Genomic DNA, 12,387 nt, shown 5'->3' with positions numbered 1-12,387 from the left:
CGGTTTGTGAGGCTGGAAAACATGGCATCGGTTACGATCTATACGCGAGATTTTTGCGGCTATTGCGCGCGCGCCAAGGCGCTGCTTGAAAGCAAGGGCGTCGACTACGCAGAATACAACGCCACCACCACGCCGGAATATCGACAGGAAATGATTGAGAAATCTGGCGGCACGACATTCCCGCAGATTTTCATAAACGGCCAGCATGTCGGTGGCTGCGACGATCTGCATGCACTGGATCGGGCCGGTAAACTTGACCCGATGTTGGCAAACTGATCCGGACTGGAGGACGCGATGACATTCAAGGTTGCCGCTATCCAAATGCGTTCCGGTGTCGACCCGGTCAAAAACGCAGCCGACATGGAGCGCCTGATCCGTGATGCGGCCTCCCAGGGGGCGGTCTATGTGCAGACACCTGAAATGACGGGTGCTCTTCAGAAAAACCGACAGGAACTTCGAGCCGTTCTTAAAGACGAAGACGGTGATGTCATCGTTACGACAGCGGCTCGTTTGTCGCGGGAACTCGGCATCTACGTGCATGTTGGTTCGACGGCGATCGCCCGCTCCGATGGCAAAATTGCCAATCGCGGCTTCCTCTTTGCACCGGATGGCGCGCGGGTCTGTGCCTACGACAAGATTCACATGTTCGATGTCGATCTCGACAATGGCGAGAGCTGGCGCGAAAGTGCCGCCTACGAACCAGGTGGTGAAGCGCGCGTTGCCGACCTGCCGCTTGCCAAGTTCGGCTTCGCGATATGTTACGATGTTCGCTTCCCGCAACTTTTCCGCTCCGAGGCAATGGCCGGCGCCGAAGTGCTGACCGTTCCTGCAGCCTTTACCCGGCAGACCGGCGAGGCGCATTGGGAAATCCTGCTTCGCGCCCGCGCGATTGAAAACGGTGCATTCGTGATTGCTGCCGCGCAGGGCGGCGTGCATGAGGATGGGCGCGAGACGTTTGGTCATTCGATCATTATCGATCCCTGGGGCAAGGTACTGGCCGTGGCGGGCGGTGCGGGCGAGGAGATCATCTTCGCCGAGATCGATCCTTCTCTCGTTGCGTCCGCACGCGGCAAGATACCCAATCTGAAAAATGCCCGGGAATTCAGGCTGGAAACCGTTGGCTATGAGCGCCCGAGCGGAGGAGAGGCGGCGTGATACGCTATGCGCTGGCCTGTGATAAAGGCCATGAATTTGAAGGGTGGTTTGCCGGAAGCGAGGATTTCGACAATCAGTTGCAGCGCGGATTTCTCTCCTGTCCTGTCTGCAACTCGCTCAACATCTCGAAGCTTTTGATGGCCCCGTCGGTGTCGACTGCCCGCAAGAAGGACGAGCGGCAGTCATTGGCGATGGATACGGCACGCAAGGAGGCCATCGCCAAAATCAAGGAAGCCGTTGCCAACATCCGGGCCAACTCGGAGGACGTCGGCGATAAATTTCCTGAAGAGGCGCGCAAGATACATTACGGCGAAGCCGATGAGCGTGGGATCGTCGGGCATGCTTCCATTCAGGAAGCCAAGGCACTTATCGATGAGGGCATCGAGATCGCACCGCTACCGATCCTGCCCGACGACGTGAACTGATCGCAGGGTTGCTGCTGGCAATCTATAATTTCGGGATACAGGTTGCACCATACGATGATCCCGCGGTCGCCGGTTTTGCCCGCTGAGAGCCGCTGAATTTCGAGGCTGCTGAGCGCGCCGAAGGCTTTGTGTCCAGATCTGGTTATGACGGTGAGCCTGGTCCTGAAAGCTGGGGCAGGCAGATTTTTCCGCGCTTCCTTCAAGAAAACGGGGCCGTCAGCGGGGTGTCGTCACTTTCGATATGGCGCGATCCGGAATCGTTGATGGCCTATTCCTATTCGGGCGTTCACGCGGAAGCGCTGAAGCATGGTCGCAGCTGGAATGTGCCGCAGCGATGGCCGTCGCTGGTCCTGTGGTGGGTCGACGAAGGACACCATCCGACTTGGGAAGAGGCAGTACGGCGGTTTGAGCATCTGCATGACCAAGGCTCGTCACCTCATGCTTTCACCTTCAAACAGCCATTCGCCCCCGATGGTTCAGCCCTTGAAATAGACCGAGCCAAAGCAAAGGAAATTTCTGCAAGAAATGCACTTGGTCAAAAGGATCTGTTATCGGTCATAAAGTCGATCCCGGTCTGACGCGATCTCAGCCAGGCCGCTTCGCCAGCATCATGTAGTTCACGTCCATATCAGGCGACAGGTTCCACTTGTCCTGGAGAACGTTGTAGAACACGCCTGTGCGATGGATGATGTCCATGCCGCTCGCGACCATTGGCCTTTCCAGTTCCTCAGGGCGGACCAGCTTTTCATATTGATGGGTTCCGCGTGGCAACCATCGCAACACATTCTCGGCCGCAAAAATTGCAAGCGCGCGCGCTTTCAGGGTGCGGTTGATGGTCGCTGCGAACATCAATCCACCGGGGCGCACCATCTTGGCGCAGGTCGTTACGAAGAGGTCGACGTTGGCCACGTGCTCGACGACTTCCATGTTCAGGACCACGTCGAAGGTTTCACCTGCCTCCTGCAATTGCTCGGCAGTCACCGCACGATAATCAACAGCAACGCCACTTTCCTGCGCGTGTGTGGAAGCAATCCCAATGTTTTTTTCGGAAGGGTCTGCGCCAACCACGTCGGCACCCATACGTGCTACCGGCTCGGAAAGAAGTCCGCCGCCGCAACCAATGTCCAATATACGGAGGCCTTCCAGCGGCCGATGGGCCTTGGGATCTCGGCCAAAATTCTCGCAGATGCTGTTGCGGATATATTCGAGCCGCACAGGGTTAAACTTGTGCAATGGTCGAAACTTGCCTGTCGGGCTCCACCATTCGGCCGCCATTGCCGAAAAGCGGTCTACTTCGCTCTGGTCGACGGTTGTTTGTACGGGTTCGCTCATGGGGCATGCTCCATCTTTTGTCTGACTGAAGTCGGATGAATGCCCTTTGAAGTCAAGGCCGGTCCCTCCGACGAGCAGTAAAAAACTGGGCGGTATGTCGTCGCAGGGAACTGAACGGGTCGGCATTTTGTTTCATGCTGTGTTCATGGTCGACCGGGTATTTTCGCTTTCGACAGTACCTGAATACGGCCGCTGTCCACCGGGCACGGTGAGGCTGAAGATGGCAAGGCGTGGCCTTGCCGGAGGAGAAGAACGTGAAGAAAAAACTTATGGGCGCAATCGCGATGCTGGCGATGCTTGCTGCTCCGGCGCTCGCCGAGGCTGCGACGCGCGGCTTCGCGACGGCCAATGTGAATATGCGCTCGGGTCCGAGCACGGCCTATCCGGCTGTTGTCGTCATTCCGGTCGGCGCACCGCTGGTGGTCAATGGCTGCCTTTCCGATGCCCCGTGGTGTGACGTTTCGTTCGCGCGCGGTCGCGGCTGGGTTGCAGGTCGGTACATTGAGACGACCTACAGACAGAACCGGGTGTATGTCGAGCCGCGTTATTATCGCGACCTTGGCGTTCCGATCGTAACGTTTGAAGTGGGACGTTACTGGGACCGTTATTATCGCGACCGGGACTTCTACCGCGAGCGCGACCGCTGGCGTCGTCCACCGCCCTCCGGCGGCTACTGGAATGCGCCGCCACCGCGCGGAGACTGGGATCGCCCACGTCCGCGTGATGAATGGCGCGATGGTCGCCGTGACGAGTGGCGTGATCCCCGTCAGGGTGGTGGCCCAAACGATGGTCGTTGGGAGCAACGCTACGGTGACTGGAACCAGGATCAGCGTCCACGTCGTGACGATGACCGACGCGACGAATGGCGTCGCAGCGAGCAACGTCGCGATGAACAGCGTAACGATGATCGTGGCCAGGCTGAACAACAGCAACGCAACCGCAGCACCATGGAGTGGGATCTCAACAGAGACAAACCACCAAGGCCGCGGCTTTGCCCCGACGGTCAAAACTGCAACTGATCGATAGACAAGGCCCGACGCTTACCCCGTCGGGTTTTCTTCATGAATTGCGCCGGAAGGTCGGCAGACAGCTTATTCTGCCGCAATCGCTTTTTTGGCGCGTGTTTTGGATTTCGCAGCTGCTGTTGCAGCCACCTCTACCTTGGGAGCTGCTTTTTTGCGGGCAGCGGGTTTTGTCGCCTCGGACGTCTTCAGGAGCGCGTATTCGCTTTTGGCTTGCTCCCAATGTTCCGCGTCACGGCCATGCGGCTGACCTTCTTTTTCCCAAAGGGTGTAGGCGCGTTTGCTGATCCACTCGTGTTCCGAAACCTGCATGCTCGTCTCCCGTTGCTGTTAACAGCGCCTTGACAAGGCGGCACTCGCTTGGTCCGGCATACGCTCGACTGGACTCAATGCCGGCATTTCCGAAATCCATTACATGCCATGATTTCCAACGCGTCAAGCAAACATGCTGCGTTGCGAAATAGGTTTTCGAGCCTTTTTTGACAGATGCGAGGAAAATGCGGGAACCCATGCCGTGCCCGAAGATCAACGTTGCGTGATCGTTCCCGCGCCGCCAAGATGCAAACAACAAAATTGGCAGGGAGGCACCGATGAATTCTGCAATACAGGCAGCGGAAAATATCCTCGTCGAAACAAGAGGCAAAGCTGGCCATATCCGCCTCAATCGTCCCAGAGCGATTAACAGTCTGACGCTTCCAATGGTTCTCGATTTTTCTAAGGCCCTTTCAAGGTTTGAGCAGGCGCAGGAAACGGTCTGCGTCATTGTCGCAGGAGAGGGAGAGCGCGGGCTTTGCGCGGGCGGTGATGTCCGAATTATCCATGATCTCGGAAAGGCCAACGATCCCGATCTGTTGCGGTTCTGGCGCGAGGAGTTCCCGCTGAACTATCGCATTGCACATTTCTCGAAGCCTTACGTGGCGTTGATGGATGGTATCGTGATGGGTGGTGGGGTCGGGATTTCAGCACATGGCAGTCATCGGATCGTCACAGAACGAACACGGCTGGCGATGCCGGAAACAGGGATCGGCTATTTTCCCGATGTCGGAGCGACCTGGCTATTGCCGAAAGCGCCGGGCGAATGCGGTACCTGGCTCGGTTTGACGGGTAACACGGTACTGGCTGCTGACGCGATCTACGCCGGGTTGGCAGATTGGTTCGTCCCTTCCAGTCAATTGCTGGATCTGGTTCAGGAATTGACCGGGGTTGCCTATCAGGACGATGTTGAGGACGTAATCCTGAAATATGCCGGAGACGCTGGCGAGAGTGTCCTCGAAGCCAATAGCGGCAAAATCGATGCGGCATTCCGTTACAATACTGTCGAGGAGATTATCGAGGCGCTGAGAAAGAACGACGACACCTTCTCGCACGAAACACTCGAGACATTACAGAAGCGGTCACCGACGAGCCTCAAGCTGACATTGCGACTGTTGCGAATGGGGCGTGAGAGCTCCAGCCTGATGGAATGCCTTGAGCGTGAATTTTCAGCGGGCGCTGAGGTTTTGCGTCAGCATGATTTTTACGAGGGGGTTCGCGCGGCAATTGTGGACAAGGACCGCAATCCGCACTGGTCGCCAGCGACGCTTGCAGACGTGACAGAAGACCACATTCGCACGTACCTGGATAAGCAGGGTGTACGGCTCTTTCCTGACCACCGTCTTTGATGCTGCGCCGCAAAAGAAATTCCGTTTAAACTTTCAGAAGGAAGTAACGTTTCGACAGGCTGTTGTTTCAGGATGGAATTTCTCGTTGTTTGCAACGGAAAGAACGACTGTTTCTCGCGGCGCTGTCCGTCACCCGGTATTTTGTCGACCATTCGACTTTCGGGGGTATTCATGAAACGTCTTCTTATCATCGGCACTGCTATCGCTGCTCTTATCTCGGGTGTTGCGCACGCACAGTCGCCGACAACCATTCTCAACGCGTCCTACGACATCGCGCGCGAGATTTTTGCCGCTGAAAACGAGGCTTTCATCAAGCTGCATCCTGGTGTCACAATTGACCAGTCGCATGCAGGAACATCCAAGCAGGCGCGCGCCATCGTTGAGGGATTGGCAGCCGATGTTGTGACGTTCAATCAGGTCACCGACATTGATTTCCTGGTAAAACAGGGTTTTGTCTCGGCTGACTGGCAAAAAGATTTTCCGAACGACGCGTCTCCTTTTTATTCCTTCCCGTCCTTCCTCGTCCGTGCCGGAAATCCAAAGAACATCAAGGATTGGGACGATCTCGTCCGCGATGACGTGAAGATTGTTTTCCCGAATCCCAAGACATCCGGCAATGCGCGTTACACCTATCTGGCCGCGACTGCGTTCGCGAAGGAGAAGTTCAACGGTGACGAGAAGAAGGTCGAGGAGTTCGTCAAGAAGATCTTCGACAACGTTCCAGTGTTCGACACTGGCGGTCGCGCAGCGACCACCACATTCGTGGAGCGTGAAATCGGTGACGTTCTGATTACCTTTGAAGCGGAAACCCGCGGCATCGCCAAGCAGTACGGCAAAGAAAAGGTCGAAGGCGTGGTACCTTCTGTCAGCCTTTTGGCTGAGTTCCCGGTGGCTGTGGTGGACAAGGTGGTCGACAAGCGCGGCTCGCGCGAACTGGCCAAGAGCTATCTGGATTTCCTCTATACCGAGGAAGGTCAGCGGGTCGCAGCCGAGTTCGGTCACCGTGTCCATGACGAGAAGGTCGTCGGCGAGTTCAAGGATCAGTTTCCGGCGATCCGTCTCGTCAATGTCAACGATGTGTTCGGTGGCTGGGAAAAGATCCAGAAAGAGCATTTTGCCTCTGGCGCCACGCTTGATACGCTGTACGGCAGCCGTTAATCGATAATTCAACGAACGAAACACCAGGCCCGACGGGAAACCGCCGGGTCGCTTTTTCATGAGTGGGGGCAAGGGTTGAAGCGCAATGTTCTGCCGGGACTGAAACTGTCCCTTGGCATCACCCTGACTTATGTCGCGATCATCGTCTTCTTGCCTTTGGCCGCATTGGTGTTCAAGGCGGCAAGTCTCGGCCCCACCGAGTACTGGTCCATCATCTCATCGCCACGTGCTGTCGCAAGCTATCGTGTCACCGTGCTTTGCGCGCTCGCCGCGACGTTGTTCAACGTCATTTTCGGATTGGCACTTGCGTGGGTTCTGACCCGCTACCGCTTCCCCGGCTGGCGTATTGTCGATGCAATCGTCGACTTGCCCTTTGCCCTGCCAACTGCTGTGGCTGGTATCGCGTTGACCGCACTGTTCGCTACGAACGGTTGGTTCGGCTCCATACTTGCACATGCCGGCATCAAGGTTGCCTATACACCGCTTGGCATTATGGTCGCGATGGCCTTCACCAGCTTGCCTTTCATCGTTCGCACAGTACAGCCTGTGCTCGAGGATCTCGATCCCGCGCTTGAAGAAGCGGCCCAGTCACTTGGCGGTTCGGACTTCGAAATCTTTCGCAAGGTGATCTTGCCGCTGTTGACGCCAGCTTTGCTGGCGGGACTATCATTGTCGTTCGCACGCTCCCTTGGCGAATTCGGCGCAATCATTTTCATTGCAGGCAACCAGCCTATGTCGACGGAAATCACCGCATTGCTGATCTTCATCAGGTTGGAAGAGTATGATTATCAGGCCGCCGCAGCCGTGGCGTCCGTGCTGCTGATCACGGCATTCCTCATGTTGGCTTTGACCAACTTTCTACAGGCGCGGGCGTTGCGCTACACGGTAAGGGGTTGATCATGGGCGCACACTCGAGCCATCCCAGGCCGCCGCGTGTCGGCGATAGCGCGCTTGTTCGCCGCAGTCTGATCGGTTTCGTGCTGGTCGTTGGGGCATTACTCGTTGTCGCCCCGCTTATCATCATCGGAGTTGAAGCGTTTTCACAAGGTTGGAAAGCCTATTCCGCGACGGTCGCCCATCCCGATACCCGCCACGCTATCATGTTGACGGTGGTAACGGCGCTCCTTGCTGTCCCGATCAACACGCTTTTTGGGGTTGCCGCGGCCTGGTCAATTACCAAGTTCGATTTTCCCGGTAAACGCTTCCTGCTTGTGGTCATCGAAATTCCCTTTTCGATTTCGCCGATCGTGGCCGGTGTTGCCTATCTTTTCGTCTACGGTCTTCAGGGACTGTTTGGTCCCTATCTTGATGCGCATGACGTCAAAATCCTGTTTGCATTGCCCGGCATCGTGATTGCCTCGATGTTCGTCACAGCACCATTTGTCGCGCGTGAACTAATCCCGTTGATGCAGGCACAGGGACGCGATCTTGAGGAGGCGGCAACGTCGCTTGGTGCATCAGGCTGGCGAACGTTCTTTTCGGTCACACTCCCCAATATCAAATGGGCCCTGCTTTATGGCGTGGTGCTTTGTAATGCCCGTGTGATGGGTGAATTCGGTGCTGTTTCTGTCGTCTCCGGCAATATTCGCGGCCAGACGAACACGTTGCCGCTGCATATCGAACTGCTTTACCACGACTACCAGACAGCTGGTGCTTTCGCTTCGGCTTCCATTCTCGCACTTCTTGCAGTCGTCACGATCATTGCCAAAGTGGCGTTGGAGCGACGCGGTGCTGGGCGCGGACGCAAGAAGACGAATGGCACAGCCACTGTTACGGAGACCTGATCCATGAAAATTCGCCTCGAAAACGTGGTGAAGACCTTCGATACATTTCGCGCCGTGCGTGACGTTTCGCTCGACATCGAAAGCGGTGAGCTTCTGGCGTTGCTTGGTCCTTCCGGTTCCGGCAAGACGACCATCTTGCGTATGGTCGCGGGCCTTGAATTTACTGATGGTGGGCGGATTTTCTTCGGGGATCAGGACGCAACCGACATTCCGGTGCGTGATCGCGGTGTTGGTTTCGTCTTTCAGCACTATGCGCTGTTTCCACACATGACATTGAACGAAAACATAGCCTTCGGCATGAAGGTATCTAAGGTGAAGCGCGACAAGGCGGCAATCGCGGCCCGCGTTGAAGAGCTTTTACGTCTGGTGAAGCTTGATGGTCTAGGGGATCGGTTCCCCGCACAGATTTCCGGTGGCCAGCGGCAACGCGTTGCTTTGGCCCGTGCGCTTTCCGTCGATCCGAAGGTCCTGCTTCTGGATGAACCTTTTGGTGCTCTCGATGCCAACGTGCGTCGGGATCTGCGGCGCTGGCTGCGAGAAATTCACGATGCGCTCGGTATCACGACGATTTTCGTTACCCATGACCAGGAAGAGGCGCTCGATCTCGCCGATCGCGTTGTCATTCTCAATCAAGGCGAAATAGTCCAGCAAGGTACGCCAAAAGACGTCTGCCGCCAGCCAAACAGTGCTTTTGTGATGAAGTTTCTGGGTGATGCCAACAAAGTTTCCGGCGAAGCTCGCGGTGGCAAGATTTACGTCGGTAAAAGCGAACTACCGTTTGCTTACGGTCAGGCGGATGGGGCGGTCGAGATTTATGCCCGTCCAGGTGATCTTGAATGGGACGATCTACATGATGGCATTCCAGCGCGTGTCACCCGTGTTCTTGATAGAGCGGGCGAGCGCCGTGTGATTGCCAATACGGACAACGGGGATCAACTGGAATTCGATGTGCCGCCGGAAAGTAATGTGGAGGCAGGGGAACGCGGTTCGATCATCATCCGTCGTGCTAAGATTTTCCCGTCAAAGCAGGACTAGCTTTCCAGATCGAAGAACGTTTCCGCTACGGTCTGTCCGTTGACGATGAGATCAATCCTGTGACGTCCGTGATAGTGCTTACGGGTGGTGAAATCACGTATCGCGCGTTTTATCGTGAGCGAGATACGCTCTTCCGGCTGCACGTTCATCTCTTTCCACTTGAAAACCTTGGCAGACGTTTCACCGTTTTTCTTGACGTAGTGGACGGCGTAGTCGACCACCAGTTTTTGCTGGCATTTGGCCAAGGAAACGAATGACGCCGTAATATCTACGGTGTTTCCAAGAGTGATTGTTTGCGGCGATACTGCGAACTCTTGTACTGCCATCTCGGCTGCCTCATCCGCGCCGAGATAGGCAAGAGCGGTGACGTCGCCCTTTTTGATCAGTGTACGTAGCGCCTGCCGCGTGATCCAGTTGGTATGTTTGTGATCTCTCGGCCAATCTTGCAACAATTTGAATACGAAGCCGGGATTGTCCTTCGTGATATCGTTCAGGTGGTTGGCAACCGATTTTCTGACATAGAGCGCGCCATCACTTTTCAGATTGCTGAGGATAGCGGTGACCGGCGAAGGATCTTCCACAAGGGCTTTGAGCTGGAACGACCAGGGGAGCCGCGGACGACAACCCTCGCTCGCCAACCTGCGGACGTGTTCATTTTCATCACGAGACCAGGTTTCCATGAAAGCGAGTGTCCGCGGCATGTCCTCCTTCAGAAAATGCCGGATCGCAAATTCAGAAGAGCCAAAACGGGTGAAATAACGCAGCGCCTGCATCGATAGCTCGAAATGGGCGCGCCCGTAGAGCGCCACGTATTCCGGCAACGAAATGGACGCAAAACCATGTCCGATGCGTGGCGCGAGGTCCGTAAGGATTTCAATGTTGCGTGCGTAGTCGCCGGGAAGCGTGGCGTGAAGGCTGGTCGCGACCTGCCGCATGCGCTGCATGATCCCGAGGCTGTCGAGATCGTTGGTCGCTAGCGCCATGAATGCAGAGACATCGAAAGGGGCGTGAACAGCTTTCGTCTGGACTGCGATATGCTGAAGGCGCTCGCGATTGAATATTTCCTTCAGCGCTGGTGCTGCCGTTTCGGTTGTCTCGCTCATTGTCGACCCACTTCGTTCCTCGTTTGTTCTTTTATGTGATCAGACAATGTTAGGCAAGCATAAGGTTTGAACGAAAAAAAGACCCGGCAAAAGCTAGCCGGGCCTTGAATTACTGCGTTGGCTGATCAGCTCATCTGGCTGACAAAGCGGGTTTCCAGATATGCCTGGACAGCTTCAGATCCGCCCTCGGTGCCGTAACCGGAATCCTTAATGCCGCCAAATGGCACTTCCGGCAGAGCCAGACCATTGTGGTTGATCGTGAGCATCCCTGCTTCGACTTGATGGCTCAGGGCATGTGCCGTTTTTACCGAGCCGGTGAAGGCATAGGAAGCAAGGCCGAAGGGCAGGCGATTGGCCTCGGAGACCGCATCGTCAAGCTTTGAGAAGCGGTTGATGATGGCAACCGGCCCGAAGGGCTCGTCGTTCATGATCTTGGCGGTCGTCGGTACGTTGGAGAGGACCGTCGGCTCAAAGAAATTACCCTTGTTGCCAATGCGACGGCCACCGGTCTTCAACTCGCCACCGCACGAAACGGCATCGTTGATCAGCTCTTCGAGTGCCGGAATGCGACGCTCGTTGGCGAGCGGACCCATGACAACACCGTCTTCAAGTCCGTTGCCAACCTTGATGGCCTTGGTTGCTTCTACGAAACCTTCGACGAAGCGGTCGGCAACACCCTCCTGCACAAGGAAGCGGGTGGGCGCGACACAAACCTGGCCGGCATTGCGGAACTTTGCCAGTGAGGTCACTTCAATGGCCTTTTCGATATCGGCATCATCGAAGATCATCACAGGTGCGTGGCCACCAAGTTCCATCGTGGCGCGTTTCATGTGCCTGCCGGCAAGTGCAGCAAGATGCTTGCCGATCGGAGTCGAGCCGGTAAACGAGATCTTGCGGATGACCGGGTGCGGGATGAGGTATTCGGAGATTTCGGACGGAACACCATAGACGAGCCCGATAACGCCGGCAGGTACACCTGCATCAACGAAGGCGCGGATCAGTTCTGCAGGAGAGGCGGGTGTCTCTTCCGGTGCCTTGACGATAATTGAACAGCCTGTTGCAAGCGCGGCAGATAGCTTGCGAACGATCTGGTTGATCGGGAAGTTCCATGGCGTAAAGGCCGCGACGGGGCCAACCGGGACCTTGATGGCGAGCTGCGATACACCGGTCGCGCGTGCCGGAATGACCTGACCATAGGTACGGCGGGCTTCTTCAGCGAACCAGTCGATCGTGTCGGCCGCGCCGAGAATTTCTCCCGCGGATTGTGCCAATGGTTTCCCCTGCTCGCGGGTCATCACATAGGCAATCTTGTCCTTACGCTCACGCAGCAGATCGGCAGCCTTGCGCATGATTTTGGAACGCTCGAACGGAGAGGTGTCTCGCCAGATTTTAAAACCCTTGTCGGCTGCGGCGAGGGCGAGGTCGAGGTCTGCTTTTTCGGCATGCGCGATTGCACCAATGATCTCGTCGGTTGCGGGATCGGAAACAGCAATCGTCTTGCCGGAAACGGCGTCTTTCCATTCGCCATCAATAAGGAGTTTGATGTCGGGATAGCTGTGCATGATGTCCACTTTCGTTTTGGGAGGTGTAGACAGGGCCGGGGAGGAGGCCGGCTCTCGAATGATAGCGTCCTTGACGTAGGATAGATGGTGCCGACAATCAACGGTTTGACGAAAACTAATATCGGGCGCTGCGAGTGCCGTGGTGGTCGC

The 12,387-nt window shown here is 56.2% G+C and carries 14 protein-coding genes; 10 read left to right on the top strand and 4 right to left on the bottom strand.

Features of this window, described 5'->3' with window-relative positions:
* The first annotated feature begins 21 nt into the window (after positions 1 to 21).
* From grxC to HWX89_RS06065, 4 genes are all read left to right on the top strand, one after another.
* Positions 22 to 276 (top strand): glutaredoxin 3, encoded by a 255-nt coding sequence (gene grxC, locus HWX89_RS06080; RefSeq protein WP_138793486.1) that lies wholly within the window; start codon positions 22 to 24, stop codon positions 274 to 276.
* Positions 277 to 294: 18 nt separating this feature from the next.
* Positions 295 to 1,155 (top strand): carbon-nitrogen hydrolase family protein, encoded by an 861-nt coding sequence (locus HWX89_RS06075; protein ID WP_138793485.1) that lies wholly within the window; start codon positions 295 to 297, stop codon positions 1,153 to 1,155.
* Positions 1,152 to 1,580, top strand: coding sequence for a DUF1178 family protein (locus HWX89_RS06070; RefSeq protein ID WP_138793484.1), 429 nt, complete (start codon positions 1,152 to 1,154; stop codon positions 1,578 to 1,580). Before HWX89_RS06075 ends, HWX89_RS06070 begins: the two co-directional genes overlap by 4 nt.
* 92 nt (positions 1,581 to 1,672) lie before the next feature.
* Complete coding sequence (locus tag HWX89_RS06065) at positions 1,673 to 2,158, top strand: DUF3291 domain-containing protein (protein WP_353505664.1); 486 nt, start codon at positions 1,673 to 1,675, stop codon at positions 2,156 to 2,158.
* Positions 2,159 to 2,165: 7 nt separating this feature from the next.
* Here HWX89_RS06065 and ubiG read toward each other — a convergent pair whose 3' ends face one another.
* The gene (gene ubiG, locus HWX89_RS06060) at positions 2,166 to 2,912 is read right to left on the bottom strand and encodes a bifunctional 2-polyprenyl-6-hydroxyphenol methylase/3-demethylubiquinol 3-O-methyltransferase UbiG (protein ID WP_138793483.1); all 747 of its coding nucleotides are present in this window, start codon (positions 2,910 to 2,912) and stop codon (positions 2,166 to 2,168) included.
* Positions 2,913 to 3,166: 254 nt separating this feature from the next.
* Here ubiG and HWX89_RS06055 point away from each other — a divergent pair, with 254 nt between their 5' ends.
* Positions 3,167 to 3,931 carry an SH3 domain-containing protein gene (locus tag HWX89_RS06055; RefSeq protein ID WP_353505657.1) on the top strand — a complete coding sequence of 255 codons (765 nt, stop codon included), beginning with the start codon at positions 3,167 to 3,169 and terminating at the stop codon, positions 3,929 to 3,931.
* 72 nt (positions 3,932 to 4,003) lie between these two features.
* On the opposite strand, the gene HWX89_RS06050 is transcribed toward HWX89_RS06055, so the two are convergent.
* Positions 4,004 to 4,246: a DUF2934 domain-containing protein gene (locus HWX89_RS06050; RefSeq protein WP_138793482.1), complete on the bottom strand. Its 243-nt coding sequence runs from the start codon at positions 4,244 to 4,246 to the stop codon at positions 4,004 to 4,006.
* Between the two features lie 278 nt (positions 4,247 to 4,524).
* Here HWX89_RS06050 and HWX89_RS06045 point away from each other — a divergent pair, with 278 nt between their 5' ends.
* From HWX89_RS06045 to HWX89_RS06025, 5 genes are all read left to right on the top strand, one after another.
* Positions 4,525 to 5,595 (top strand): enoyl-CoA hydratase/isomerase family protein, encoded by a 1,071-nt coding sequence (locus tag HWX89_RS06045; protein ID WP_138793481.1) that lies wholly within the window; start codon positions 4,525 to 4,527, stop codon positions 5,593 to 5,595.
* A gap of 171 nt (positions 5,596 to 5,766) precedes the next feature.
* A complete protein-coding gene (gene cysP, locus HWX89_RS06040) occupies positions 5,767 to 6,753 on the top strand; it encodes a thiosulfate ABC transporter substrate-binding protein CysP (RefSeq protein ID WP_138793480.1) in 987 nt (328 codons plus the stop codon).
* Positions 6,754 to 6,828: 75 nt separating this feature from the next.
* The gene (cysT, locus tag HWX89_RS06035) at positions 6,829 to 7,650 is read left to right on the top strand and encodes a sulfate ABC transporter permease subunit CysT (RefSeq protein WP_138793479.1); all 822 of its coding nucleotides are present in this window, start codon (positions 6,829 to 6,831) and stop codon (positions 7,648 to 7,650) included.
* Between the two features lie 2 nt (positions 7,651 to 7,652).
* Entirely contained in the window at positions 7,653 to 8,537 is an 885-nt protein-coding gene (gene cysW / locus HWX89_RS06030) for a sulfate ABC transporter permease subunit CysW (protein WP_138793478.1), read from the top strand.
* A 3-nt stretch (positions 8,538 to 8,540) separates the two neighbouring features.
* Positions 8,541 to 9,572, top strand: a complete 1,032-nt coding sequence (locus HWX89_RS06025) for a sulfate/molybdate ABC transporter ATP-binding protein (protein ID WP_138793477.1) — start codon at positions 8,541 to 8,543, stop codon at positions 9,570 to 9,572.
* Here HWX89_RS06025 and HWX89_RS06020 read toward each other — a convergent pair.
* Positions 9,569 to 10,675 (bottom strand): DNA alkylation repair protein, encoded by a 1,107-nt coding sequence (locus tag HWX89_RS06020; protein ID WP_138793476.1) that lies wholly within the window; start codon positions 10,673 to 10,675, stop codon positions 9,569 to 9,571. The genes HWX89_RS06025 and HWX89_RS06020 overlap by 4 nt on opposite strands.
* Before the next feature lie 125 nt (positions 10,676 to 10,800).
* The gene (locus HWX89_RS06015; RefSeq protein ID WP_138793475.1) at positions 10,801 to 12,237 is read right to left on the bottom strand and encodes an NAD-dependent succinate-semialdehyde dehydrogenase; all 1,437 of its coding nucleotides are present in this window, start codon (positions 12,235 to 12,237) and stop codon (positions 10,801 to 10,803) included.
* Positions 12,238 to 12,387 lie beyond the last annotated feature (150 nt).

Source organism: Rhizobium sp. RM, from assembly GCF_013390595.1.
GTDB lineage: Bacteria > Pseudomonadota > Alphaproteobacteria > Rhizobiales > Rhizobiaceae > Agrobacterium.
This window is presented reverse-complemented; position numbering and strand designations above follow the sequence as displayed.

Bases quoted from the DNA above. Each gene is read 5' to 3' on its own strand.
- grxC (WP_138793486.1), top strand. From the start codon at position 22: ATGGCATCGGTTACGATCTATACGCGAGATTTTTGCGGCTATTGCGCG.
- HWX89_RS06075 (WP_138793485.1), top strand. From the start codon at position 295: ATGACATTCAAGGTTGCCGCTATCCAAATGCGTTCCGGTGTCGACCCG.
- ubiG (WP_138793483.1), bottom strand. From the start codon at position 2,912: ATGAGCGAACCCGTACAAACAACCGTCGACCAGAGCGAAGTAGACCGC.
- HWX89_RS06050 (WP_138793482.1), bottom strand. From the start codon at position 4,246: ATGCAGGTTTCGGAACACGAGTGGATCAGCAAACGCGCCTACACCCTT.
- HWX89_RS06045 (WP_138793481.1), top strand. From the start codon at position 4,525: ATGAATTCTGCAATACAGGCAGCGGAAAATATCCTCGTCGAAACAAGA.
- cysP (WP_138793480.1), top strand. From the start codon at position 5,767: ATGAAACGTCTTCTTATCATCGGCACTGCTATCGCTGCTCTTATCTCG.
- cysW (WP_138793478.1), top strand. From the start codon at position 7,653: ATGGGCGCACACTCGAGCCATCCCAGGCCGCCGCGTGTCGGCGATAGC.
- HWX89_RS06025 (WP_138793477.1), top strand. From the start codon at position 8,541: ATGAAAATTCGCCTCGAAAACGTGGTGAAGACCTTCGATACATTTCGC.
- HWX89_RS06020 (WP_138793476.1), bottom strand. From the start codon at position 10,675: ATGAGCGAGACAACCGAAACGGCAGCACCAGCGCTGAAGGAAATATTC.
- HWX89_RS06015 (WP_138793475.1), bottom strand. From the start codon at position 12,237: ATGCACAGCTATCCCGACATCAAACTCCTTATTGATGGCGAATGGAAA.